Origin of the sequence: Neobacillus bataviensis LMG 21833 (assembly GCF_000307875.1) — a bacterium.
In the GTDB taxonomy this organism is placed as follows: Bacteria; Bacillota; Bacilli; order Bacillales; family Cytobacillaceae; genus Neobacillus; species Neobacillus bataviensis.
In genome coordinates this window covers 1-25,029 of record NZ_AJLS01000053.1, presented here as the reverse complement: position 1 = coordinate 25,029, position 25,029 = coordinate 1, and the positions used below count along the sequence as shown (strand labels likewise).

General features: G+C 39.3%; 20 protein-coding genes, 3 pseudogenes and 1 riboswitch. Of the genes and pseudogenes, 4 read left to right on the top strand and 19 right to left on the bottom strand.

Features of this window, described 5'->3' with window-relative positions; all coding sequences use genetic code 11:
* Positions 1-11 precede the first annotated feature (11 nt).
* Positions 12-896, bottom strand: a complete 885-nt coding sequence (locus BABA_RS07685) for a patatin-like phospholipase family protein (protein WP_007084589.1) — start codon at positions 894-896, stop codon at positions 12-14.
* 198 nt (positions 897-1,094) lie between these two features.
* On the opposite strand from BABA_RS07685, the gene BABA_RS07680 reads away from it, so the two are divergent.
* On the top strand, positions 1,095-2,417 hold the full coding sequence (locus tag BABA_RS07680) for an urease accessory protein UreH domain-containing protein (RefSeq protein ID WP_007084588.1): 1,323 nt from the start codon (positions 1,095-1,097) through the stop codon (positions 2,415-2,417).
* Positions 2,418-2,505: 88 nt separating this feature from the next.
* Here the strand turns inward: BABA_RS07680 and BABA_RS07675 are convergent, their stop codons facing one another.
* The 14 genes and pseudogenes from BABA_RS07675 to BABA_RS07620 form a co-directional block, all read right to left on the bottom strand.
* Entirely contained in the window at positions 2,506-3,183 is a 678-nt protein-coding gene (locus BABA_RS07675) for a response regulator transcription factor (protein ID WP_007084587.1), read from the bottom strand.
* Positions 3,184-3,311: 128 nt separating this feature from the next.
* A complete protein-coding gene (locus BABA_RS07670; protein ID WP_007084586.1) occupies positions 3,312-5,726 on the bottom strand; it encodes a heavy metal translocating P-type ATPase in 2,415 nt (804 codons plus the stop codon).
* Between the two features lie 81 nt (positions 5,727-5,807).
* Entirely contained in the window at positions 5,808-6,014 is a 207-nt protein-coding gene (copZ, locus tag BABA_RS07665; protein ID WP_007084585.1) for a copper chaperone CopZ, read from the bottom strand.
* A 240-nt stretch (positions 6,015-6,254) separates the two neighbouring features.
* Complete coding sequence (locus tag BABA_RS07660; protein WP_007084584.1) at positions 6,255-6,989, bottom strand: urease accessory protein UreH domain-containing protein; 735 nt, start codon at positions 6,987-6,989, stop codon at positions 6,255-6,257.
* Positions 6,990-7,167: 178 nt separating this feature from the next.
* Entirely contained in the window at positions 7,168-7,617 is a 450-nt protein-coding gene (locus BABA_RS07655; RefSeq protein WP_007084583.1) for a C40 family peptidase, read from the bottom strand.
* A 151-nt stretch (positions 7,618-7,768) separates the two neighbouring features.
* On the bottom strand, positions 7,769-9,400 hold the full coding sequence (locus BABA_RS07650; RefSeq protein WP_007084582.1) for a P-loop domain-containing protein: 1,632 nt from the start codon (positions 9,398-9,400) through the stop codon (positions 7,769-7,771).
* Between the two features lie 574 nt (positions 9,401-9,974).
* Positions 9,975-10,544 (bottom strand): dienelactone hydrolase family protein, encoded by a 570-nt coding sequence (locus BABA_RS07645; RefSeq protein WP_007084581.1) that lies wholly within the window; start codon positions 10,542-10,544, stop codon positions 9,975-9,977.
* Positions 10,545-10,778: 234 nt separating this feature from the next.
* On the bottom strand, positions 10,779-11,027 hold the full coding sequence (locus tag BABA_RS27530) for a GNAT family N-acetyltransferase (RefSeq protein ID WP_083865331.1): 249 nt from the start codon (positions 11,025-11,027) through the stop codon (positions 10,779-10,781).
* Positions 11,010-11,221 (bottom strand): annotated as a pseudogene (locus BABA_RS27845) (TnsA endonuclease N-terminal domain-containing protein); the annotation flags it as partial. The gene BABA_RS27530 and the pseudogene BABA_RS27845, both read right to left, overlap by 18 nt.
* A 147-nt stretch (positions 11,222-11,368) precedes the next feature.
* A pseudogene (locus BABA_RS07635) lies at positions 11,369-12,487 on the bottom strand (vitamin B12-dependent ribonucleotide reductase); the annotation flags it as partial.
* Between the two features lie 59 nt (positions 12,488-12,546).
* Positions 12,547-13,017: a hypothetical protein gene (locus tag BABA_RS28025; RefSeq protein ID WP_235749611.1), complete on the bottom strand. Its 471-nt coding sequence runs from the start codon at positions 13,015-13,017 to the stop codon at positions 12,547-12,549.
* Positions 12,975-13,346 carry a hypothetical protein gene (locus BABA_RS28020; RefSeq protein WP_007084577.1) on the bottom strand — a complete coding sequence of 124 codons (372 nt, stop codon included), beginning with the start codon at positions 13,344-13,346 and terminating at the stop codon, positions 12,975-12,977. Before BABA_RS28020 ends, BABA_RS28025 begins: the two co-directional genes overlap by 43 nt.
* Positions 13,347-13,557: 211 nt before the next feature.
* A pseudogene (locus BABA_RS07625) lies at positions 13,558-15,000 on the bottom strand (vitamin B12-dependent ribonucleotide reductase); the annotation flags it as partial.
* Between the two features lie 321 nt (positions 15,001-15,321).
* Entirely contained in the window at positions 15,322-16,158 is an 837-nt protein-coding gene (locus BABA_RS07620; protein WP_007084575.1) for a lipoate--protein ligase family protein, read from the bottom strand.
* Positions 16,159-16,353: 195 nt separating this feature from the next.
* On the opposite strand from BABA_RS07620, the gene BABA_RS07615 reads away from it, so the two are divergent.
* Positions 16,354-16,737 (top strand): rhodanese-like domain-containing protein, encoded by a 384-nt coding sequence (locus BABA_RS07615; protein WP_007084574.1) that lies wholly within the window; start codon positions 16,354-16,356, stop codon positions 16,735-16,737.
* Between the two features lie 73 nt (positions 16,738-16,810).
* Here BABA_RS07615 and BABA_RS07610 read toward each other — a convergent pair whose 3' ends face one another.
* From BABA_RS07610 to gcvT, 4 genes are all read right to left on the bottom strand, one after another.
* Positions 16,811-17,821 carry a DUF3231 family protein gene (locus tag BABA_RS07610; protein WP_007084573.1) on the bottom strand — a complete coding sequence of 337 codons (1,011 nt, stop codon included), beginning with the start codon at positions 17,819-17,821 and terminating at the stop codon, positions 16,811-16,813.
* 118 nt (positions 17,822-17,939) lie between these two features.
* On the bottom strand, positions 17,940-19,400 hold the full coding sequence (gcvPB, locus tag BABA_RS07605; RefSeq protein ID WP_007084572.1) for an aminomethyl-transferring glycine dehydrogenase subunit GcvPB: 1,461 nt from the start codon (positions 19,398-19,400) through the stop codon (positions 17,940-17,942).
* Entirely contained in the window at positions 19,393-20,739 is a 1,347-nt protein-coding gene (gene gcvPA, locus BABA_RS07600) for an aminomethyl-transferring glycine dehydrogenase subunit GcvPA (RefSeq protein WP_007084571.1), read from the bottom strand. Before gcvPA ends, gcvPB begins: the two co-directional genes overlap by 8 nt.
* Before the next feature lie 23 nt (positions 20,740-20,762).
* Positions 20,763-21,866, bottom strand: coding sequence for a glycine cleavage system aminomethyltransferase GcvT (gcvT, locus tag BABA_RS07595; protein WP_007084570.1), 1,104 nt, complete (start codon positions 21,864-21,866; stop codon positions 20,763-20,765).
* Positions 21,867-22,084: 218 nt separating this feature from the next.
* A riboswitch (glycine riboswitch) is annotated at positions 22,085-22,171 on the bottom strand.
* A gap of 211 nt (positions 22,172-22,382) precedes the next feature.
* On the opposite strand from gcvT, the gene BABA_RS07590 reads away from it, so the two are divergent.
* Positions 22,383-24,071, top strand: a complete 1,689-nt coding sequence (locus BABA_RS07590) for a DEAD/DEAH box helicase (RefSeq protein ID WP_007084569.1) — start codon at positions 22,383-22,385, stop codon at positions 24,069-24,071.
* On the top strand, positions 24,049-24,840 hold the full coding sequence (locus BABA_RS07585; RefSeq protein ID WP_007084568.1) for a YqhG family protein: 792 nt from the start codon (positions 24,049-24,051) through the stop codon (positions 24,838-24,840). The genes BABA_RS07590 and BABA_RS07585 overlap by 23 nt, the downstream gene beginning before the upstream one ends.
* Positions 24,841-25,029: the final 189 nt, after the last annotated feature.

Here is a 25,029-nt window from a genome sequence, read left to right as displayed (position 1 = left end):
GAAATAGTTTCCTAGTAACCCCATTTATCTAAAAAATTTTTCGCATACTCTTTGCCAATTTCAAATAATTTCAGCTTTTTTTCATCCGTTAGATTAAATTCGGTTAACGATACCCCTTCAGCTGTAATAAAAATAATATTTTCCACATGTTTTTTCGAAATATAACGTTGATCATGTGCATCCTTCATAGTCTCAAACAAGGCGGACATTAACTGAATACCATTTTTTATTTGATGTTTTTCATGTTCATATTCACTTGGACTTAACTTAATACCAAGCACAGGCCGAACCTTTTTTACATTATCCCTATCAAAAAGCCACATGGGGAAATTACTGAGTACACCACCATCCACAATAACATTCAACCCATCAATCGATCGTAATTTAACAGGTTCGAAAAAGTACGGTATACTGCAACTCATTCTAATTGCTTTAGCAATAGAGAATGACCCTGGGGAAATTCCGTATTTTTCTAAGTCATCGGGCAAAACGACCATTCGCCCATTCGATAGGTCTGAGGCAACGACTCTTAGGGCATTGGGCGGAAGATCAGAGAATGTTCTCAGCCCTTTTGCTTCAAGCTTTTCTTTCATCCATTTTTCTAGTTCATTTCCCTTATAAAGACCAAGCTTCCAATAGACATGCAGCCATTTTGCGATTGAAAATGGAATGATGGATTTCCGGGCATCAAGCATTTTAGGCAAATCAAACTCATCCACTAATTGATAAATTTCTTTACTCGTATAACCTGCGGCAATTAAAGCGGCAACAATAGACCCCGCACTCGTTCCTGCGACCCTGACAAACTGAAACCCCCTGTTTTCAATTTCTTCATAGGCTCCAATGATTGAAAACCCTCTAATTCCCCCTCCGGAAAAAACACCGTCTATTTTCATGGCAGCCACCCCTAAGATGAACTCATTTTTACATCTTTAATCAGCACATCGCCAAAATAGTACATTGGACAGGGGGAAAATTTTTATATAAAGTGTACATTTTTTGTACCTATTTTCTTCATACCATCAACATATCGATTTCATACACTTACCCTATCATTTTATTATTCTTATTAATTTGAAAAGGCGGTTAACCTTATGGGTATTCGGAAGGAAAGAATAAAGGTGTACAATATGACCTGTATATCATGCGAAAAGCGGATTGAAAGAACAGTGAAAAAGATACATGGTGTCATCAATGTTAAGGCGAATTTTACGGGTCAATTTGCAGATGTTGAGTTTAATGATGAAATATGCAGCATGAACCAGATTAAGGCGGCAATTAATCACGCCGGCTACAGTACAGAAAATGGGAAAGGCTTTAAGGTTATTGGCATCATTATCGTCAGTGCTGCTATTTTACTGCTTGGTATTAATACCGGCAGCTTTAATATGGAAGATAAGCTCAAAAATGCTTCCTATGCTGTTTTATTTATTGTTGGGTTGATCACTTCCCTCCATTGTGTAGGAATGTGCGGAGGGATTATGCTTTCCCAAACTATTGGTAAGGAAAGTAAAAATAAATTTGAGGCGATAAAACCGGCTATTTTGTATAACCTTGGAAGAGTTACTGCCTATACCATTATTGGTGGAATCGTTGGTGCGATTGGTTCCGTATTTGCACTTTCACTAACCACTAAATCTACTATGCAAATTCTTGCCGGTGTATTCATGATTATGATGGGCTTTAATATGGCAGGCTTTAAAGCGTTTAGAAAGGTTCAGTTTAAGCTGCCAGCTTCTGTTATAAAAATATTAACAAAACCAAAACCAAAGACACCGTTTTTTATTGGTATGCTTAATGGGTTAATGCCCTGCGGCCCTCTGCAAACCATGCAGCTATATGCTTTGGGAACAGGAAGCGCAATCAGCGGGGCGCTCTCAATGTTTATGTTTGCCATTGGAACGATCCCACTCATGCTTACCTTCGGTGCCTTATCAAGTCTTTTAAGTAAAGGCTACACAAAGAAAATCCTTAAATTTAGCGGCATTCTTATTGTCGTTCTTGGACTTGTTATGAGTAATAGGGGCTTAGCTCTTGCCGGAATGAATATAAGCCCGACTTCTATGCTTGCCAATATCGGAGCTTTTGGTAATAGTCCCGCCGCCGCTGCAAATGCGACGAATGCCACACTCAAGGATGGGGTGCAGGTTTTAAATATGACAGCTAACGTCTACGGTTATACTCCCAATACACTTTATGTCCAAAAGGGAATTCCAGTTAAGTGGGTTGTGGACGGAGAGCAAATTACCGTTTGTAACAATACGATTGTCATGCCTGATATGAATGTAGAGCAGAAACTTCAAAGTGGAAAAAATATCATTGAATTTACCCCTGGTAGTGAAGATATTCCGTTTAGCTGCTGGATGGGAATGAAACGAGGAGTTATTAAGGTAGTTGATGATCTAAAGAAAATATAATACTAAAAAAGAGGATGTCTTGCATGGACTTTAGCACACTGCTTTTTGACTTCCTCTTTTTTACAAAATCAACTAATTATTTGTGAAATCATCCAAATTTATAGCCTGCTTTCAACACGGTTACGACATATTTAGGATTCTTCGTATCCATTTCAATCTTTTTACGAATATTTTTAATATGGGCATCGATTGTCCGATCAAAGCCGCTAAATTCTTCTCCATATAATTTATCTATTAGCTGATCCCTGGATAAAACCTTCCCTTTATTCGCAACAAGGATTCTCAATATATCAAACTCATTTGGGGTAAAGGGCTTTTCCTTACCACAAACTTTAATAGTCCTTTTCGAACAATCTATTTGCAGATTCCCATCATCAAAAATGACACCTGAAGAATATACATTTCCATTAAGTCTGCGGAAAAGAGCATTTACTCTTGCTGTCAACTCTCTCGGACTAAAGGGTTTGATTAAATATTCATCTGCCCCTATCCTTAATCCTTCAATGCGGTCATTTAATGACCCTTTTGCCGTCAGCATAAAAATATGAACATCGGAGGTTTGCCGGAAAATTTTACAGACCTCTTCACCGCTAATATCCGGCAGCATTAAATCTAGAATTACCAGGTCAAATCTTTCAGCCATAAAAAGATCAATTCCTCTTAATCCCGTATCAGCGCTGTGAACCAGGTAACCTTCTTTTTCTAAATAGGCTTTTATTACCCCTAATACACTTTGTTCATCTTCTACTAATAAGATTTGATTCATGGAAATCACCCTGCTAACATGAAATTATATGTATTCAGTATAATAGCTATAGATGGTGTAAGAATTGAAAAAGGCTGACAATTATGTGTCAGCCCTTTAAAACACTCTGCCCTCATTTTGGGCACTTTCTATAATTTTACTTTTTGTAATCTTAATGCATTCAGAACAACTGAAACCGAGCTGAATGCCATTGCAGCACCGGCAAGCCATGGTGCAAGGAACCCAAGAGCCGCAATGGGAATGCCCAGTGAGTTATAGGCCAGCGCCCAGAACAGATTTTGTTTAATATTCGTTATGGTCTTTTTACTCATGAAAATGGCATCAGCAATACTATTTAAATCACCGCGGATCAGTGTGATATCGGCCGCTTCCATTGCTACATCCGTACCGGTACCAATGGCCATTCCAATATCAGCAATCGCTAATGCCGGGGCGTCATTAATTCCATCTCCAACCATAGCCACTTTCTTGCCCTGTGCCTGTAATTTTTTGATTTCATCGGCTTTTCCTTTGGGAAGAACCTCAGCGATTACGTGGTCAATCCCCGCCTGGGCTGCAATTGCCTCCGCAGTTCGTTGATTATCACCTGTAATCATAATGACATCAAGTCCCATTTCCTTCAAACGTCCGATTGCCATTTTGGAAGTTCCCTTGATGGTGTCTGCGACAGCAACCATGCCTGCGTACTGTCCATTTATCGCAATAAGCATGGCGGTTTTACCAACCGTCTCAAGATCAGACATTTTTTTAAGGGATTTTTCAACATTGACATCATACATGTTCATTAATTTTCTCGTACCAATTAACACTTCATTTTTATCAACTGTTGCTTTAATGCCAAATCCCGGGATTGCTTCAAATTTTGAAACTTCCTTCAATTGGATCCCTTTTTCCTTGATTCCTTGGACAATAGCTTCTGCCAACGGGTGTTCCGATTGCTTCTCTGCTGATCCAACGATTGCTAAAAGTTCATTTTCAGTCCAAGATTCAGCCGGGAAAGCATCGGTTAATACAGGAGTTCCGTTTGTAACCGTACCGGTTTTATCTAGGACAACAGTGGTAATCCGGTGGGTCATTTCTAAATGTTCGCCTCCTTTAAAAAGGATGCCATATTCGGCAGAACGACCAGAACCAGCCATAATCGATGTTGGCGTAGCAAGCCCCAAGGCACATGGACAAGCAATGACAAGAACGGCAATCATTTTCTCAAGGGCTTCCGCAAAATCCCCTGGAGCTGCCCAAACATACCAAACGATAAACGTTAAAACGGCTAAGCCCACAACAATGGGAACAAACACACCAGAGATTTTATCAGCAAGACGTTGAATAGGGGCTTTTGAGCCTTGTGCTTCCTCTACTACTTTAATTATTTGTGCTAACGCTGTGTCTTTGCCGACCTTTGCAGCTTCAACCTTTAAAAATCCATTCTTATTAAGTGTCGCACCGATTACGGGATCACCGATTTTTTTATCTACAGGAACACTTTCACCGGTTAACATCGACTCATCAATAGCTGACTGACCCTCGATAATGATTCCATCAACGGGAATCTTTTCACCCGGTTTAATATGAAGGATATCGCCAACGTTTACTTCCTCAAGCGGAATTTCTTGCTCCATTCCTTCTCGTTCTACAATAGCCGTCTTTGCCTGAAGTCCCATCAATTTTTTAATAGCTTCAGATGAACGGCCCTTTGCCTTTGCTTCAAACAACTTTCCTAGAATAATCAAGGTAATTAATACAGCACTTGTTTCAAAATAGAGCTCCACCATATGGATCTTTCCGCTCAGGGTCAGGATGGCCTGGTAAAGGCTGTAGAAATAGGCGGCGGAAGTACCTAAGGCAACAAGTACATCCATATTGGCACTTTTATTCTTAAGCGCCTTATAGGCACCGATATAAAATTGACTTCCAATAATAAACTGAACCGGAGTAGCCAATAGCAACTGAAACCAAGGATTCATAAATATTTCAGGTACCCAAATAAAGGAAGTAAACGAAAAGTGGCCAGCCATTGCCCATAATAGGGGAAGGGATAAAATAGCCGAAAAAATCAGCTTTTTCGTTTGTTTGGCTATTTCTTTTTCGCGATAGTCACTAGAATCCTTCGTTCCTTCTTTGATTTTTGCCCCGTACCCTAGATTCTCGACCTTCTTTATTATGTCGGCAGTTGAAAGGACGGAGCCATTGAACTCAATGGTTGCTTTTTCAAGAGCTAAATTCACATTTGCCTTGATGACGCCATCTATTCTATTTAGCCCTTTTTCAATTCTTGTTGAGCAGGCAGCACAGGTCATTCCGGTGATGTCAAGCTCTGTCTTCTCGGTGACAACCTCGTATCCTAAATCTCTAATTTTCTTTTCAATATCATCAACGTTGATCTGCAACGGGTCATATTTAATAGCGGATTTTTCCAAGGCGAGATTCACATTCGCTGACTCAACACCAGCTAGCCTGTTTAGACCTTTTTCAATTCTTGTGGCACAGGCCGCACAGGTCATCCCGGAAATTTGTAAACTTGTTTCTTTGAGACTATGACTCATAAAAGCCAACTCCTTATACCCCATATAGGTATATATTTTAGAAAAAAGAACGTGCTATAAGAAAGCACGTCGTTTTACTACTTATTTCACATCGTAACCTTGGTCGTCGATGGTTTCTTTAATTTGATCCAAGGAAACTTGCTGCTGGTTATATTCCACATCAACAGTAGCTGCTTTTAAATTTACCTTTACAGCGGCAACACCGTTAAGTGCTCCAACACTTCCTTCTACTGCTTTCACACAATGATTGCAAGACATTCCTTGTACGTTTAGTGTAATCTTCTCCATAAAAAACCAACCCTTCTTCGTGAAAATTTTATAATGTGAACTTCTATAAACAAATCTTACCATACCCCCCTACCCTATGTAAAGAGGTACCTTTTATTTTTTCAAAAATTTTTCTCTTTTCATAATTTGTTCAAAATGTTAGCTCATTAATAATCTCATTATATTTTTTATGACGGTACTAACTTGTTGAAATCACATAATTTGTTGCAACGTACTTGATTCTCAGCGCTTTCTTTCAATTTATAGTGACCAATACGTTAAGGTGTCAAATATACCTAAGAGAAGCATAAGGATTCCTGCTAGTCTTTGAACAAAGGTACCGAATTTTCTCCCCTTTTTCATTAATACCCCACCACCGCCAAGATACCAAATGATCAAAATGACAATTAAGAGTGGTAAGGCTGTTCCTAGGGCAAAAATGGAAGGAAGAATAAAACCATATGAGCTTGACAGCACTACTGGCATTAATGTGACGAAAAACAAAATAAACATGGTCGGACAAAAAGCTAAGGAAAAACTAAATCCAAGCATGAAGGAACCGAAACGGCTTTCCTTTCTGTTCTCCTTAGAGTGCTTATATAGATTTATAGTCCCTCTAATTTTTATAAAACCCAACATATATAATCCCACAATAATTAAGATAGGGCCCATAATCTTCCGAAGCCACGGGAAATAAAGGATTAGGTTTTGTTCAATTCCTTTGCCCAGGAGCCAAACTAAACCACCTAATAGGGAGAATGCCACTATTTTACCCAAGGTGAAACTGAAAACATCCCTCCAGACAATTTTCGTTTGAATCGAACTATTTCCATACAGCGTGATTGCACTAATATTTCCCGTAAGCTGGCATGGGGCAAGTGCTCCGACAAGTCCTAGTATTAATGCAAATAAAAGAGGCCAGGCTTCTATACTATTGGTCACATTCAAAAACGGTTGGCTTAAGAATGAACTTATTTGACTAAATAAATTGTACATATCCTCACCCTGCAGTTGTAATAGATTTACGATAACATAATAGGATGAAGAATGTGTGAAGATTGTCCATTGTTCAAATTATTGCCGCAAATTCAATAACCCACTTGGGATTTCCGTAATAGCAATATAAAAAAAGAACATTGGCTTTGCCAATGTTCGGGTGGATACTAAATAAAAACTATATTCGTTTTGCACCAATAAATTTTGGATTCCAGTAGCTGTTATTGGTATAGGTAATCATGACGCCTTTTGACGATGAAGCCATAATCATCTTGCCTGCTCCAATATACATCGCAACATGTGTTGGTTTGCTTGCTTTATTTGGTGCGTAAAACAGCAAGTCTCCCGGCTGTATAGAACTTACTCGATATCCTTTTGTATAGTACATATCAGCCGCTGTACGTGGTAATACTTTTCCAGCCTGACCGAATGAATATTTTATAAGACCTGAGCAATCAAAACCTCTTGGTGAAATTCCTCCCCAGCGATAGGGAACACCGAGATTTGCTTTGGCAACTGAGATTGCTTTTGTATGATAATAAGCCGCTTCTGCTTTATCACCCGTCGTGGCAAACACTGAGCTAAGTCCAATTGTAATCGCAAGAGCGGTAATGAATTTTTTTAGCATAATGTTATTCCCCCTTGGAGTGATTTGATACTCATACTATACAAGGAAAGAATAACAAGGACATCACGGGAAGATTACAATTTGGTTACATCGTTATATTGATATAATTTATTTGGGAAGCTATTTTTACAAATCAATATTTATGTCGTAATTAGAGGTGTTCAGAGTGCTCAAACTGAATAAAATTCAAATGTTTCATTCGGTTTATGACAGATAATACTTCATTAATTCTAGGTAATTCAAGCCATCTTTCGAAACCGGGAAAAAAGGAAGAAAATACAATATCCACTCCTTCTCTCTCCATATCTTCGAGAGCTTTTTTAATCTTTTCATGAAGAAAGATGACACGATCCTGATTTCTTATAGCGATTTTTCGAATTAAAAAGGCAATAGCCGCAAGCTGGGCGTGTGATGTGATATTGTATAGCCCTCTGATATCAATTTGTTCATCACCTATCATCATGTATCCCATGGTTGAAACCATCAGCTTTTCTGTACCACTGCCCTGTGGATAGCTCGAAAAGTGATCGGCGGTTATTTTTCTTTCTATCTCCCATTTTGTAAGGGGGATACGTTCGCGTGGTTTGTCGTGTTCACATAAATTTTTTGCTTCCTGTGTTACATTTTTTGGGGCAAAATTGTCCATCAAAATAATTTGATCGGCAACGGATAAAAATTCACCGCTACCTCCAATAACAAGAACGGATGATACGCCAACAGCCTCATAAAGCTCCCTGACACGTTCCGTAAAAGGTGTAATGGGTTCATGCTTGATTAATGAACGCATTTTGATGTCTTGAATCATAAAATTGGTCGCACTTCTATCTTCATCAATAAGAAGAAGCTTACATCCGAAGTTGATTGCCTCCATAATATTTGCGGCTTGAGAAGTGGAACCTGAGGCGTAGTCAGTCGAAAACTGTTCAGCCGAACTATTGGGTATCCATTTTATGAAAGGCGTAATATTGATATTTTTTATGGAACGGCCTTCCTCTGCAGATATTTCCATTGCACTTTGTTCTGTAATCACAAATTCTCGTCCGTCACCAATGATATGATTGTAAATCCCCGAATTTAGTGCATCCAGCAATGTGCTTTTACCGGAATAACCACCGCCGGTGATGACCGTCACACCATGTTTTATTCCCATTCCTCGCAAACCACAAATTTCAACTTCAACATCTTCCGGGGATGTAAAAGACAAGGCACCTCCTAGTGGCCCGCTGTTTTCTTTATTTCTTGGCAAAATGCTGCCATTCCCAATAAACGCGCTATAACCACTGGATTTTAGCCATTCGCGAATCATATTTTGCTTTTTTACCAATTCATAGGCAGCATTTAATTTGATGAGATCAAACTTGGCAATAAACTCCTCCACTTCTTTAGGAAGCATTTTGCAGAGCATGCGCATGGCTTTATCATTATTTCTGAATGGAAGTTGAACTGTAATCATTAAGCATAGATACCATTTTTCCGAGATGACTTCGACAAAGGATGCATTACGGTGCAACACCACATTGGTTGGACGAAAACAATAAAAAGCACCATTTTCTTTATCAGAACGTGACCGGTTATAAATCAATTTATTTAATGCCTCAATATGATTAACCCATCCTCTTAATGCAAAATCTGAGAGAACAACTTGGTCCATATTTTTATCTAAGCCGATACGGTCAAAAGGTATTTTTATGGTGATACATGGTTTATCCAGTGTGAGTTTATGTGTCCGTTCAATGTAATAGGCAACATCATTATTCCAATAAATTGGGTCTTCATAAATCATACTGTAAGATGACTGACCGGATTGTAAGGAGCGAAAATATTGAGCGAGTCTTTTAATAAAGCATCATCCTTTCATATTTGGAAAGCGGTGAATAACGGAAAACAAAAAAATAACAGCCACTCTGTAAGTGGCTGTCATAGATCGGCAAGAAAGCTTAAACGTTACTTCTGCCTAAATATAAAAGCCCTGAGAGTGAATCCTACCCTCAGAGCCTAATGTATTCGTAAAAAGATAACTAAAAAGCAATATGAGGATATGACGTATATTTTTTTGTTTTCATTGTCCTCACCTCATTAAAATTTATTTTTAAAGCAATAGAATCATAACATTAATTTAACCATTTGAAAAGAGGTGCATCGTGTCCTGTTTTTTTTGATAAAAATGACATACCAAATAACAAGTAAATAGCACCCTCTTTCGCACGATGACAATATCTATTGTCATCGTGCGAAAGAGGGTGCCATTTGCTATGCTGATTTCTTATAAAATATTGACATATCAATGGCGCTCTGCCGCTTTTCTTATTATTTTAGTCTAGTTATGTCCCAGCTGCTGAATTTTTTTTCGTAAACAACTATGCGAGAAAGTCGAGAACCCGCTTGATCACAAGTTTCGTCGCGTCAGCATCGTAAGACGGTAAACTGCTGTCGGTAAAGAGATGTTCCTTGCCTTCGTACAGAAAAAGTTCAGCGTGATTGGCCGACGCCACAAGCTCACGGGCCGCGTTGATATCGCCGTCTTCAACGAAAAAAGGATCTGCACTCATGGCGTGAATTTGCACAGGCAAGTCGACCGGCCACTGAGATTCGAACGCCGATGTCGGGAGGCAGGCATGAAAAAACAGTGCGCCTCTGGCGCCTTCACGAGTTTGAGCGAGCTGCTGTGCTGCCGGGACACCAAGTGAAAAACCAGCATAGACGACATCGCGTGAAAGCTCGCTGGCTGCCCGAACGCCACGCGCCGTCACTTCTTCAAATCCGATTTCCTTAACAAACACCAAGCCTTCCTCCAGAGAGGAAAACATGCGACCGTTAAATAAATCTGGCACGTGCACAGTATGCCCCGCATCTCTTAGTTGATCGGCGATTGCTTCAATCCCCTTCGTCCGGCCTAAAACATGGTGTAACAACAAAACATCTGCCATCTGTTTTTCCTCCAATTTAATGAATTTCATATGTCTAAGTTTCGACAAGAAATCCTGTTTGACCTGCCAGAACTTTATGATTTAGAAATATCTACCTTAATAAGCCCCCCTTGCTTATTCAATAATCCTGACCAATTAGCATAATAAGAAAAATGGAGCCATCGATTTGTTATTGAACTTTAACTCTTGCCCCCTTTTATGAAATAAGAACAATCATGAGTTCAGTTTCTACTATCATCGAAGAGTGAAGATAAATTCTTCAATTTCCATGTCACGTGCATTTGCAAATCCACTGTCTTCTCCCGTTATCGCAAATCCACATTTTTCGAGAACCAGCCTCGATCCGATATTATCTTTTGCAGCACGTACGTATAACGGACTTATTGTTACCAAAGATAGAAACTGCTTAAGCGCATCCGTTGCAATGCCTTTTCCCCAATGTTCACGGTCAATCCAGTAGCATATTTCACGTTCTTCAAACATTTCAAAGCTGGAGATATGAAAATCGGACAAAAATTCGTGCTGCCTTCCTGTTTTGATTCCTTTCAATCGAGTAGAGCGACCTAACGAAGAGACATCTTGAATATTCAACCACGGTTTATTATCTGAGCCAAACCAGATCCACGGCCTTCTTTAATCCATTTGTCGATTTTAGACGTTCTTGTTCTTTTAGACATAAAAAAACACCTCTTTAGACAAAAAAATCCAAAGAGGTATTTCCTCGCAACTTTTTTATAAACATCGTGACTTTTTTTTAATATCGCGACTTTTTTATAAACATCGCAACTTTATTTCAAAACTACATCCATCCCCTTTGAATTCCATTATAAACCGCACTTCAATTGCGCACCGCAATTGGTACAAGTATTACAGCCGCCCATTTCTTCTACCTTTCCTTTGCGGCAGACTGGGCATGTGTTTCCAACCTCGGAACCGATTGTAACATCCGTTGATCGTAGGTCAGTAATGGTATCAACTAGGACGACATGCTGCTTTGGTTTATCCTCAAACATCGATAATTGTTCGTTTGTATTTTCTTCAGCTTTCAGTGTCAATACCTGTGAATCCCTTGAGCCGTCCACATAAACAGTACCGCCTTTTGCACCACCACGGTAAAGACGCTCGTAAACCTTCTCTACCTGCTCAACACTGTAGCCTTTTGGTGCATTAACCGTTTTACTAATGGAGCTATCAATCCAACGTTGAATGACGCACTGAACATCTGCATGAGCTTCTGGAGCTAACTCCATCGATGATACAAACCAGTTTGGAAGATTGTCTGCATCTGCTTCTGGATGCTGATCTAAATATTCTTGAACGATATCTGCTTTTACCTCGATAAATTTACCAAGACGTCCGCTACGGAAATAAGAGAATGAGAAATAAGGCTCTAATCCGGTGGAGACGCCAACCATTGTTCCAGTGGACCCCGTGGGAGCAACAGTTAGCAAATGTGAATTTCTTATTCCGTTTTCTAAAATCGATTGACGGACATCTTCAGGCATTTTTTTCATAAAACCTGTTTCAATGAAAGCTTGTCTAAGACGGTTTGTATCTTCCCTTGTTTCTCCGTTTAGGAATGGGAAACTTCCCTTCTCTGTTGCTAAATCAATTGATGTTCTATAAGCTGTCGTTGCAATTGTTTCAAATACTTGATCAACTAGTCTATTACCTTCAGGTGAACCATACTCTGTTTCACAGTAGATTAGTAAATCGTGTAGGCCCATTACACCAAGTCCAACGCGGCGCTCACCAAGGGCTTGCTTTTTGTTTTCTTCTAGAAAGTATGGCGTTGCGTTAATAACGTTGTCCTGCATTCTAACGCCAACTTCAACAGTTTTCTTTAGTTTCTTAAAATCAACAGTTTTTGTTTCCTTGTCTGCCATTTCTGCAAGATTTACAGCAGCAAGGTTACAGACTGAAAATGGTGCGAGAGGTTGCTCCAGTTTGTTATCCTAAAGGCTTTTTATCCTATAGTTCTAACAGTTGAATTCCTGTTAGTTCAGCATATCTTTTCATTACACACCTTTTGCATAAATTTAATTAGCTCTTTTCTTCCACGATCTTCTCCAAAAACCGCCTTTGAAATAACCCTAATATCTTTCACATCAAACAGTTTTTGGATGTCTTCTAATAATGGATTAATAGTGGTTTTTATCTTATTTAAAGGAGTTGCAAGAACAAGTTCTCTGTTTTCATTCGTCCATTGAATTATATATTCCTTGATTCCATAATGAATCTCTTTTCTTTTTTCCACGTAAATATCTGTGGCAATTCTTATAGCTTCTTTTCCGGCACATGTTTGACTACAAAACTTTTGAGGGGACGTTTCAATTACAATAAATTCTTGTCCGCATTCTATGCAGAATCTGGTTTGTCTAGTTTTTTTAAATTTACCTTTTTGAGCTAAACCAGATTTCCTTAAACCCTCTAACATTTTTTGTTTTGCAGTACCTTCTGTAGCCCATAGCACGAAAATGGCAACTCATTATAAATCTTAAGCAATTCTTCATATGAGATAAGTTCGCATTTGATATTGTATTTTTCTTCAATGGTATTTAGAGATTTTCTTGCATTGTCTTTTGCTTCCTTGTTTCTCGATTTTATTTCCACTATCTTTTCAAGCTTATTATCCTTATCGTAAAAGAAAAAATCCGGCTTATACAATTTATAACCTAGATCGAATACTTTTTCTTCATAGGTCCATTGAATTGAATAAAAATCAAGATATTTAGCATATGCGTATTCATAAGAACTTCTTAAATAATGTCCTTTATAAAAACCCGCATACCCTCTATTCACTTTAATCACCTTAATCCTATCAATTCATTTTTTGAACATGGTTTTTTGTGTGTAATGTTGCGGCCTCGTGGATGGATTATATTCTGCAGCGCAGGTTCACCATCTATGCGTTGCCCCTGACCAAACTTTTACATCTAGCCTTCGGTTCGGATTAGCCTCTCAGCCTTCCCGCTTAATTCCGCAATTTTTAACGTGAGGCAAACTAAGCCACTTTACCACACGGATTTGTTGCAACGACTTGCTGCCCATATGCTTTTGCATTGGTCATGTCATTGGCATTGTCGATAAAGAATATTCCTGGTTCTGCTGAGTAGGTAGCACAAATGTTAATTAAATTCCATAACTCTTTGGCTTTGATTTTTTTGTATACCCGCACTTTGTGACCAAGTTTTTCCCACTCACGTACATCGCCGACTTGATGCCATTCTTCATTGTAAGTTTTCATTTCCTCTTCGTTGTAGTGTTCTACATACGGGAAACGTAGTTCATATTCAGCATCATTTTCTACAGCATCCATAAATTCTTTTGTCAAACAAACGGAAATGTTTGCTCCAGTTAAGAATTCTGAATTATGGACAGTGTAATTTCCACCGGTTGCTAATTTTTCTTCTGCATCAGCTATGATATTTTCATTAAATCCACCATATCCTGGAATGTTTTTGTAGTTCACGATTCCCTGGTACATTGCCGTTTCTTGAAGAGTTAACGGTGTGAATTTTAGCTTATCATTCGCATGTTTTTTAATCGTTTCATCTTTTGTATTTTCAATTAAGAATCGTAGAATTCTAGGATTTTGCATTTTAGAAATAATAAATTCAATAATATCTGGATGCCAGTCGGTCAACATAATCATTTGGGCCCCCCTCCGGGACCCCCCCTGTTCGACAAGGTGAGTCAATTTCGCAATATCATCCAGCCATGAAACCGATCCAGATGATTTTCCGTTTACGCCTCTAGCCAATGTATTTCTAGGTCTCAAAGTCGAGCCATTTGTGCCCACACCGCCGCCGCGGCTCATGATTTCCATTACCTGTTTACGATGATCAGAGATACCTTCACGAGAATCTGCAACGAACGGCATTACGTAACAATTGAAGAATGTAACGTCGGTATTTGCCCCAGCACCATACAAGACACGGCCTGCAGGAATAAAGTTCATCGTTACAAGTTCTTGATAGAACTTTTCAAACCACTCGCGGCGCTTCTCTTCCGTTTCTTCAACAGATGCAAGACCTGTGGCATTCCTCTTCGCAATTTGCTCGTAGAAGAGCTCGAGAGGCTTTTCAATGACATCTAAAGACCTGACAATGATACCTGTACTTGTCTCCTCGGGATTGTCGAGCGCGCCTCTGAATTCCTCTTCAATTAATACCTTTGCTTTTTTACTTTCCCAATCAATTTCCATGATCGTTCCTAAACCTCTTGCTGGAAATTTCGGATCTTCTTTAATTGTTAAAACAACAAAGTCGCCATTTGTAAGGGTAATTTTTGCTGTGTCTTTGAAGGTGTAACGGTCTAGCATGACCAATCGTGAAACACCCTTATGAGTTATTTTCATATCTGGGGTTACCGGGTGTACTTGGGGGAACAAGCGGATATCCTCATTCAACCTTTCAAAATCGATATTCATTTTTTGTCTAAAAACTACAGACATGAGAACAACTCCTTCAATAAAAATCTCTATCTTATGTTAGATTCTAGTATGTTTTGCTATATCTAGTTGTCTTAATACACTTACGTTAACAAAATAAACATCAAAAATCAATATATAGTACCGAAAATATTTTCGACACCACTATATATTGTATAGCGAGCAAATAACATTTATTTTGTCAAACTTAAAATAAACTAGATTTAGGAGAAAACAAAAGCTATTATTTGTTTTTCGCCCTAAAACAGGAAAATTCAACAATTTTTGCGGCTTGCCTCTTTTTTAAAAAAAGAAAATAGAAAAAGCGGCCGCGGCCGCTTCCCATTATCGTTTAAAATTCCATTCATCACTTTCATAGCGTTCTTTTGCTATTTTTTCAACGTATGCAATTTCTACATCCGTTAATTGATATGGTTCTAGATCAATATTAAGCCCTTCAGCAAACCCCTTATAAAAAGCCTCTTTTGCCTCTTCAAGTGAAATCCGCTTTGGACTAATCGCATTGATGGCAACTGCCTTATCCTTAAATGCCTTTTTCATTCGTTCCTTTACCCGTTCATTTGAATATTTAAATAAACTAAACAGCTTATCTTCATCCAAATCCAATAGAATTGCTCCATGTTGGAGGATAACCCCTTTTTGCCTTGTTTGCGCACTTCCAGCAACCTTTCTGCCCTCCACGACCAGCTCATACCAGCTCGGCGCATCAAAGCATACTGCGGAGCGGGGATTTTTCAAGGCATCCCGTTCCTCTGCTGTCTTTGGCACGGAAAAATAAGCTTCAAGACCCAAATGGTGGAAGCCTTTTAAGATTCCTTCCGAAATAACACGATAGGCCTCGGTTACAGATTTCGGCATTGCCGGGTGCTCTTCTGAAACGATTACACTATATGTAAGCTCATGCTCATGGAGAACGCCGCGCCCGCCTGTAGGTCTTCTGACAAACCCCAACCCGTGTGCCTTTACAGCATCCATGTCAATTTCTTTTTCAACCTTTTGAAAATACCCTACAGACAACGTCGGAGGATTCCAGCCATAGAAACGGATGACGGGAGGAATTTTTCCCTCGCTGTGCCAATCTAGTAAGGCTTCATCCAACGCCATATTAAAAGATGGAGAACAATTTCCAGAATCGATAAAACGCCAAACTTCTCTTTTCATGAACAAACCTCATTTTTTAAAAAATATTTCTAATTTAAGTCTACCAAAATCTGATATGATTTCAAAACAAGTTGTTTCTGTTATAATTTTAAATAGGCAAAAGTAAAAGATTTTTCGCTATTCATCTTTATCTTTAGCAAAATGACTTATATAATAATAACTAGTGCAAGAAAGCTTGAAAGGGGCAAAAAGAAGTTGAGTTCACTTTATGTTTTATTAATCATTCTCGCAGCAGTTATCATTTATTCCGTTATCACCTATTTCTATCAGAAGAGGATTGTTAAAACGGTAACAGAAGAAGAATTCCGTGCAGGTTACAGAAAGGCACAACTAATAGATGTTCGTGAAGCGAACGAATTTGATGGCGGCCATATTTTAGGAGCACGTAATATCCCAATGTCACAAATGAAAATGCGTATGCAAGAACTTCGCAAAGATTTGCCAGTTTACCTGTATTGTCAAAGTGGTATGCGCAGTGCACGTGCTGCACAATTTTTACACAAAAGAGGTTACAAAGAACTTACCCAGCTGCAAGGCGGGTTCAAGAAATGGACAGGTAAAGTAAAAGCGAAGAAATAAGAACAAAAGAGGATGCATCAAAAGGGTCAGACCCTTTTAATACATCCTCTTTATTAGGTCTAAATCTCATTCTTTAGGAATTAGTCAACTTTCTTCGATCTTCTATTTGCGGCGGCTCCTCCATCCAACCGTTTTTAATCATAATTTCCCCGCCATTTTTGGCAAAATTGTAAATATCCAACGCCATCCGAGCCATTGTCAATGGTAAATCACTTCGTAAGCAAAATGCTCCCCCAAGTGCATTACTTCCAAGACCAAAAGTGCTTAACAAGTTAGTGATATACATCATCAACTTATCTGATAATGGAGCAACAGTAGAATCGGTGGCTTTCCCAGCAGGGGTAGCCGGTGGTTCAATGAAATCTTGGCGCAGAAATTCACCTAATGTAGTTTCAATTTTCATTGATAATTTCATGCCTTTAACAAAATATTCTTTTACCTCTTTATCTTTTGCAACTTGGGCAAAGCCAATCATTAATTGCAAACCAACTAGGTTTGTCTCGATGGCATGATGAATCAGCGATACTTCAATTGTATTTAAGGCCCTTGTCTTATTTAAAAAGTTATAACCTGATAAATAATTATTATCTTGAACAAACTTAACCTCCTTAGGCATTGACACATATGGCGAACGAACAAGAACTCCCTTCTCTAAAAGAATTTGTGTCACCTTGTCTAATTCCTCTTGGGCGTTATCAGTCAATTGTTTAAAAAAATTCCTGATGTCTTTTCGGAAAGACATGGTTGAGTAGAGCGCAAAAAGGCTAATCCCAATTTTATCGATCATTTGTAAAAACATTAAGTCATAAAGATGGTCAAATAATTTGGGCTTCCCTTTATATACATCATTTTCAGTAAAACCAAGAGGGATCACTGCCCCTTCTTCCTCAAAAATCGTAGTAATTGTTTCTACGGCTTGTTTCGAAAAATCGTAACAAGACGTCAATAATTGTTGAATTTCTTGCTCTTCCACATGTTCAAGAAAATGCTCTACCATCCTCATTAACATCGTTTTATCCTGATAGGTCATCCATAGATTTCCTAATTCCGATGCTGTCAATGAAATATCATTTGAATTAGACATCTTTTCCCTCCTTGTCTTATTTTTATTATTTACCTGAGATTGACATTATAATTATTTTTCTATGTCATAAACGCAAAAAAGCCAGATTCATTTTTCGAATCTGACCTTTTTTTATTTATTAAGCTCTTTGGTATTTTAAAACTGGTTTACGTGCTGCAAGAGTTTCATCTAAGCGGCCAATAACTGTTGTATGTGGCGCCTCTTGAACAACCTCTGGATTTTCTTCTGCTTCTTTGGCAATCTGGATCATAATATCGACGAAGGAATCAAGTGTTTCTTTTGATTCTGTTTCAGTCGGCTCAATCATGATACATTCTTCCACATTTAATGGGAAGTAAATGGTTGGTGGATGGTAACCAAAATCAAGCAGTCGTTTTGCAATATCCAATGTGCGGACACCTAATTTTTTCTGGCGTTTGCCGCTAAGAACAAATTCGTGTTTACAATGCTTTTCAAACGGCAGATCATAATGCTCAGCCAATCTTCTCATCATATAGTTAGCATTTAATACCGCATATTCCGTCACAGCTTTTAAGCCATCTGGACCCATCGAACGAATATAGGTATAGGCACGAACGTTGATGCCGAAGTTACCATAGAACGGCTTCACACGGCCAATAGACTGCGGACGATCGTAATCAAGGATAAACTCTTCGCCGCGCTTTGAAATAATTGGTTTTGGCAAGTACGAAATTAGATCTGCCTTAACACCAACAGGACCAGAACCAGGGCCGCCACCGCCATGTGGGCCTGTAAAGGTTTTATGAAGATTTAAATGTACAACGTCAAAGCCCATATCGCCAGGTCTTGCTTTTGAAAGAACGGCATTTAGGTTTGCCCCGTCATAATAAACCTTTCCGCCTGCATCGTGAATAATTTCAGTGATTTCAATGATGTGTTCTTCAAAGAGCCCAAGCGTATTCGGGTTAGTAAGCATGAGGGCAGCCGTATCCTCACCTACCACACGCCTTAAGTCCTCTAGATCAACAAGTCCTTTGTCAGTGGATTTTACCGTAATTGTTTCAAAACCTGCAATGGTGGCAGAGGCAGGGTTTGTACCATGGGCAGAATCAGGAACGATTACTTTTGTCCGGTTCAGATCTCCATTTGCCTCATGGTAGGCACGGATTAGCATTAATCCAGTCCACTCCCCGTGTGCACCTGCAGCAGACTGTAATGTCACTTCATCCATACCGGTAATTTCAATTAAATGCTGCTGCAAATCGTATAAAAGTCCCAATGCACCTTGAACAGAGCTTTCGTCCTGTAGTGGATGGACATGGGCAAATCCATTAAAGCGGGCAACATTTTCGTTAATTTTCGGATTATATTTCATGGTACAAGAACCCAATGGATAAAATCCTGAGTCTAGACCGTGGTTTCTTTTTGAAAGAGCAGTATAGTGGCGCATAATATCAAGCTCAGAAACCTCAGGAAGTTCAGGCTCTACTGTGCGCAGATAACCATCAGGAAGCAGGTCGCTGATATCTAATTCAGGAACATCCATTTCTGGAAGACTGTATCCGATTCGTCCTGGTGTGCTAGCTTCAAAAATGAGTGCTTGGTCTTGATTATGCATGCAGATCCCCCAATTCTTTCACGAAAGTATCGATCTCTTCCTTAGTCCTTTGCTCTGTAACGGCAATCAGCATATGATTGGCTAGTTCAGTATAGTCACGTCCTAGATCGTAACCACCGATGATACCTTTTTGTAACAGTTTTTGATTGATTTCTTTAACTGGTTTGTTTAATTTAACAACAAATTCATTGAACGAATAGCCATCATTAACGACTTCAAATCCTGCTTCTTTAAAAGCCGTTTTTGCATAATGCGCCTTCTGTAAATTTGCTGCAGCCATTTCACCGACACCTTTTTTACCAAGAGCTGTCATTGCAACAGATGCTGCAAGGGCGTTGAGCGCTTGATTTGAACAAATATTGGATGTCGCTTTTTCACGGCGGATATGCTGTTCACGAGCTTGGAGTGTCAAGACAAATCCACGGCGGCCTTGATCGTCTACGGTCTGACCGACAAGACGTCCCGGTACCTTCCGCATTAATTTGGTTGTAACAGCGAAATAGCCGCAGTGCGGGCCGCCAAATGCAGTTGGGATTCCGAAAGGCTGTGCATCCCCTATGACAATATCCGCACCAAATTTTCCAGGAGGTGTTAAAACGCCAAGGGATAACGGATTGCTGCTAACAACAAACATCCCTTTAGCAGCATGAACGATTTCTTCAATCTCTTTTAACGGTTCAATTCTGCCAAAGAAATTTGGATATTGAACAATTACCGCTGCAACGCCCTCATTCACCATTCCTTTTAATGCATCAACATCTGTCACGCCATCTTTCACCGGAACTTCTACCACCTCAAGATACTGACCCTTTGCATACGTTTTAAGAACGTCACGATACTCAGGATGAACCGCACCTGAAACGACGATTGTTTTCCGTTTAGTATGACCGGCACTAAGCATTGCCGCTTCCGCTAGAGCAGTTCCGCCGTCATACATCGAGGAGTTGGCCACATCCATTCCTGTTAATTCACAAATCATCGTTTGGAATTCAAAAATGGCTTGCAGCTCGCCTTGAGAAATTTCCGGCTGGTACGGTGTGTAAGCAGTATAAAATTCAGAACGCGAAATCACATGATCAACGATGACGGGCATGTAATGATCATATACACCGGCACCTAGAAAAGAGACATTCCTTTTAAGGTCGGCATTGCTGTCGGCTAACATAAATAACTCTTTCATTAGCGCTGTCTCGGACTTAGCCGCTTTAATATTGTACTCACCCTTAAATCTTACTTTTTCCGGGATATCGCTAAACAGTTCATCAATTGAAGAAACACCAATCGTTTCAAGCATAGCCTTCTTATCTTGTTCAGTCATAGGTAAATAGCGATGTTTCATATACCTAATTCCCTCCTCTAGTTTTACTTTTGTCTTTTATAAAAAGGTGTTGGAACTACAGCAGCTTTTAAACGTTTCCCACGAATTTCAATTTCAACCTCGGATTCAAGCCCGGTAAATTCAGTCTTAATGAGGGCAAGACCGATATTTTTCTTTAATGTAGGCGACTGGGTTCCAGTAGTCACTTCGCCAATTAGCTCTTCACCCGTATAGACAGGATATCCGTGACGAGGGATTCCGCGGTCAATCATTTCAATCCCAACCAATTTTCTGGTTAACCCATTTTCTTTTTGCTGTTTTAAGGCTTCTTTCCCAATAAAATCAGCTTCTTTATTAACCTTGACTGCAAAGCCGATACCTGCCTCTAACGGAGAAATTTCCGGTGATAATTCTTGTCCATAAAGGGCTAAATTCGCTTCAAAACGGAGGGTATCACGTGCGCCTAAGCCACACGGAATAACGCCCTCTTCTTTACCTGCTTCTAAAATAGCTCTCCATAATTCGACAACATCTTTTGCATCACAATACACTTCAAAACCATCTTCACCTGTATAACCAGTTCTAGATACAAGTGCCTTTTTGCCGTGGATGTTTACTTCTTGCTGGAATTTGAAAAAGCCAATTTCACTTAAATTTGTTTCAGTCGCAAGTTTTTGTAATACCTGTTCAGCAAGTGGCCCTTGAATAGCAAGTTGAGCTGTTTTTTCTGATAGGTTTTCGATGCTGACCTCACCTTCTAAATGCTCTTCAAGCCAGTTATAATCCTTTTCAATATTGGACGCATTAACAACTAAGAGAAAATGGTCATCTTCGATTTTATAAACAAGTAAATCATCCACTGTACCGCCGTTTTCATAGCACATTGCTGTATACAGGGCACCGCCGTTTTTTACTTTTGAAATGTCATTTGTCATCATTTTTTGCAAGTAGCTTAAACTGTCAGGGCCTGTTACTTCCACTTCCCCCATATGGGATACATCAAACAACCCTGCTCGATTACGGACTGCCTCATGCTCATCCTTTATGCCCGAGAATTGAACAGGAAGCTCCCAGCCGCCAAAATCGATGGTTTTCCCCCCATTTTCTTTATACACATCGAAAAGTGGAGTACGTTTTAATTCCGTCATCCTAATATCCCCCTTCAATCTTTTACTCTGAAAAAAATATTATCCTTTTTTCATTTAAGAAAAACAAACAGATGCTTGGGTCTTCCGAAAAAGAGCATAAAAAAGGACAGAAGCCTCCCTTTGAATAAAGAAGGTCTCTGTCCTTGCACCTGAAAGTTTACCGAAAATGGTTTTCCCCTTTGGTGGCTGATCCTATTGGCCAGCACTCTCCAGAGCTGCGTCAAACAAGAGTTCTTTTGCCTGAGAGATTCACAAATCTGCTTGCTCCTTCGGCGCTACAAAGTAGTCTCTCCCCTTGTTGTCATTCGCATTATAATATTTTCCAATTTGGTCATACTAATTATACTTCTAAAATAAATTACCTTATTAAAATATTTAAAACTTTCAAAGCTATTTTCATCCTACCATTAAACCAACACATTGGGCAATAACTTTATGATAAAAGTGGAGGCGCTTTCCCAATATGAAAATTGGTTAAGCACTTAAGTAGACAATGTATGAAAAGGAGCTGTTATCATGTCGGTCGAAATTCAATTTGATTCCTCTTGGCAGGACGACTTTTTACATAGAATTGACAACGATGGCCCATGGGGGAACTGGGAGCTTTTTAAGCTGGCAATCGGAGTCGAAAAACATCTGGTGATTCCTGAATTTGAGGGATTGCAAGCTCCAGGTCATTTGCCTAATTTAACTCCCCTTCCGCACCAGCTCGAAACAGCAAAACAAGTAATTGAACACATGAATGGAAAAGCCATCTTAGCTGATGAGGTAGGTCTTGGGAAAACAATTGAGGCTGGCTTAATTTTAAAAGAATATATGATTCGTGGATTAGTAAAAAAGGTATTGATTCTTGTCCCCGCTTCATTGGTAACCCAATGGGCGATTGAGCTTAATAGCAAATTTTTTATCCCAGCGATAACCCAGAGGAAAAGTTATGTTTGGGAACAATGTGATGTCGTTGTTTCCTCCATTGATACAGCCAAACGTGACCCCCATCGCAGTATTATTTACAACCTGGACTACGATCTCATCATCATTGATGAAGCACATAAATTAAAAAATAACAAAACGAAAAACTACGAATTCGTGCAAAATCTTAAAAAGAAGTTTTGTTTACTCTTAACAGCCACACCGATTCAAAATCGAATTGAGGAAATCTTTAACCTTGTTTCCCTGCTAAAACCCGGACATTTAGGCAGTGAGACCGCATTCTATGAAAAATATAAACGTGACGCAAGGTCATTAAATGATAATGAGCATTTAAAAGAATTGGTAAACAAGGTGATGATCCGCAACCGCCGGGCCGATACAGGGATTGAATGGACGAAACGGCATGTAGAAACCATCCCAATTGAATTTACAGCTCCTGAAAAAGAGCTATATGAGGCGATTAATACAATGAAACACGAAGGTGATTGGCTTCAGTCAAGTGCCTTCTCAGTTATGACACTTCAACGTGAGGCATGCAGCAGCAGAGAAGCTGTTTTTTATACGCTGAAAAACATGCTTCAGAAAAAGGAGAATCCAACCCATGCTTTCGAGGAACAAATACAGTTCCTGATTAACAAGGTGGAAGCCGTTCAGCAAAATACCAAAGCGGAAAAGGCTCTTGAATTGATTCAAAAAATTGATGATAAAGTTATCATCTTTACCGAATACCGTGCAACACAAATGTATCTGCAGTGGTTTTTAAAACAACATGGGATTTCGTCTGTACCGTTCCGCGGCGGCTTTAAGCGCGGGAAAAAGGATTGGATGCGGGAATTGTTCCAAAAGCATGCACAAGTACTAATTGCGACAGAAGCGGGCGGCGAAGGTATTAATCTACAGTTCTGTAATCATATTATTAATTTTGATTTGCCTTGGAATCCCATGCGGCTTGAACAGCGAATTGGACGGATTCATCGGCTTGGCCAGGAAAAGGATGTCATGATTTACAATTTTGCCATAAAAAACACGGTCGAAGAACATATCTTAAAGCTTCTTTATGAAAAAATACATCTTTTTGAAAAGGTTATCGGGGAACTTGATGATATTTTAACCAAACTGGAATTTGGCAATATTGAAGATCATTTGATTGATATTTTCGGTCAATCTGCATCCGAAGGCGAAATGCGAATAAAAATGGAAAATTTATCATCAATGATTGAATTTGCCGAGGATATGAAGAAAGGGGATTCACATGCAGCAGCAGGAAATTCATAACTTTCTTTTGAATTATTTTAAAGCGAATGAATGCCCAATAGTTGAAAATAAACCGGGCTATTTAACCGTTCAGTTAACGATTGAACTCGATAAAGAACTCATGAACCGGCCGTTTTACTGGCACTATCTTGAAAAAACTGGTGGAAGTCCAAATCCAATGCGTCTAACGTTCATTACCGACAAAGAAAGAGCCCCTGAAAATATGAAGGGCGAAATCATTCATTTTGGTTCACCACGTTTGCATCAAATTTTTGAATCAACAAAAAATCTCGCCAGTTATATTCGCCTTTATGAGAACCATCGCCAGCAAGGGAACCAGACCCCCTTGCTCCCATGGTTGTGCATGAATGTTAAGATTTCCTATCAATGTGACCGCAAGCGCGATGTTTTTAAATCCATCGGCCTGCAGCTCATTAATGGACAAATGGTCGAGGATTTCCACGACCGATTACTGCAAATACCATTGACACCCAAAATTCCGGATTACTCCTTTACCTTATCACCTTTAGTTCGGCCCAAAAGTGGAATGTCGCGGGTGGAAACGTATTTAAAATCAGTGATTTCAGAGGAAGACCATTCATGGGCTGATGAGGCACGAAAGCGATGGGATCAGGATTTACGGTTATTAGACCATTTTTATGAGGATGCTGAAGAAGATAATGAGAGCTACTCGACAGAAAAACAGGCCCTTCAGGAGCAATACGAGCCAAAGATTAACATATCCTTCATTAACGGTGGTCTTTTCTATTTAACGGACAAAGCAATATAAAAAATAAAAATCCATTATATTGAAGGACAAAATTCGGAAAGAATTTGTGGAAATGTCCTTCATCATGCGAATGAAGGAGAAAACTCAGAAAAGAACCGGAGAAATGTCCTTCATCAAACGAATGAAGGACAAAACTCGGAAAGAATCCGGAGAAATGTCCTTCATCAAACGAATGAAGGACAAAACTCG

Bases quoted from the DNA above. Each gene is read 5' to 3' on its own strand.
- BABA_RS07645 (WP_007084581.1), bottom strand. From the start codon at position 10,544: ATGGCAGATGTTTTGTTGTTACACCATGTTTTAGGCCGGACGAAGGGG.
- gcvPA (WP_007084571.1), bottom strand. From the start codon at position 20,739: ATGAAACATCGCTATTTACCTATGACTGAACAAGATAAGAAGGCTATG.
- BABA_RS07660 (WP_007084584.1), bottom strand. From the start codon at position 6,989: ATGTACAATTTATTTAGTCAAATAAGTTCATTCTTAAGCCAACCGTTT.
- BABA_RS07685 (WP_007084589.1), bottom strand. From the start codon at position 896: ATGAAAATAGACGGTGTTTTTTCCGGAGGGGGAATTAGAGGGTTTTCA.
- BABA_RS07610 (WP_007084573.1), bottom strand. From the start codon at position 17,821: ATGTCTAATTCAAATGATATTTCATTGACAGCATCGGAATTAGGAAAT.
- BABA_RS07680 (WP_007084588.1), top strand. From the start codon at position 1,095: ATGGGTATTCGGAAGGAAAGAATAAAGGTGTACAATATGACCTGTATA.
- BABA_RS07650 (WP_007084582.1), bottom strand. From the start codon at position 9,400: ATGATTTATGAAGACCCAATTTATTGGAATAATGATGTTGCCTATTAC.
- copZ (WP_007084585.1), bottom strand. From the start codon at position 6,014: ATGGAGAAGATTACACTAAACGTACAAGGAATGTCTTGCAATCATTGT.
- BABA_RS07585 (WP_007084568.1), top strand. From the start codon at position 24,049: ATGCAGCAGCAGGAAATTCATAACTTTCTTTTGAATTATTTTAAAGCG.
- BABA_RS07590 (WP_007084569.1), top strand. From the start codon at position 22,383: ATGTCGGTCGAAATTCAATTTGATTCCTCTTGGCAGGACGACTTTTTA.
- BABA_RS07675 (WP_007084587.1), bottom strand. From the start codon at position 3,183: ATGAATCAAATCTTATTAGTAGAAGATGAACAAAGTGTATTAGGGGTA.
- gcvT (WP_007084570.1), bottom strand. From the start codon at position 21,866: ATGACGGAATTAAAACGTACTCCACTTTTCGATGTGTATAAAGAAAAT.
- BABA_RS07670 (WP_007084586.1), bottom strand. From the start codon at position 5,726: ATGAGTCATAGTCTCAAAGAAACAAGTTTACAAATTTCCGGGATGACC.
- BABA_RS07655 (WP_007084583.1), bottom strand. From the start codon at position 7,617: ATGCTAAAAAAATTCATTACCGCTCTTGCGATTACAATTGGACTTAGC.
- gcvPB (WP_007084572.1), bottom strand. From the start codon at position 19,400: ATGCATAATCAAGACCAAGCACTCATTTTTGAAGCTAGCACACCAGGA.
- BABA_RS07620 (WP_007084575.1), bottom strand. From the start codon at position 16,158: ATGAAAAGAGAAGTTTGGCGTTTTATCGATTCTGGAAATTGTTCTCCA.
- BABA_RS27530 (WP_083865331.1), bottom strand. From the start codon at position 11,027: ATGTTTGAAGAACGTGAAATATGCTACTGGATTGACCGTGAACATTGG.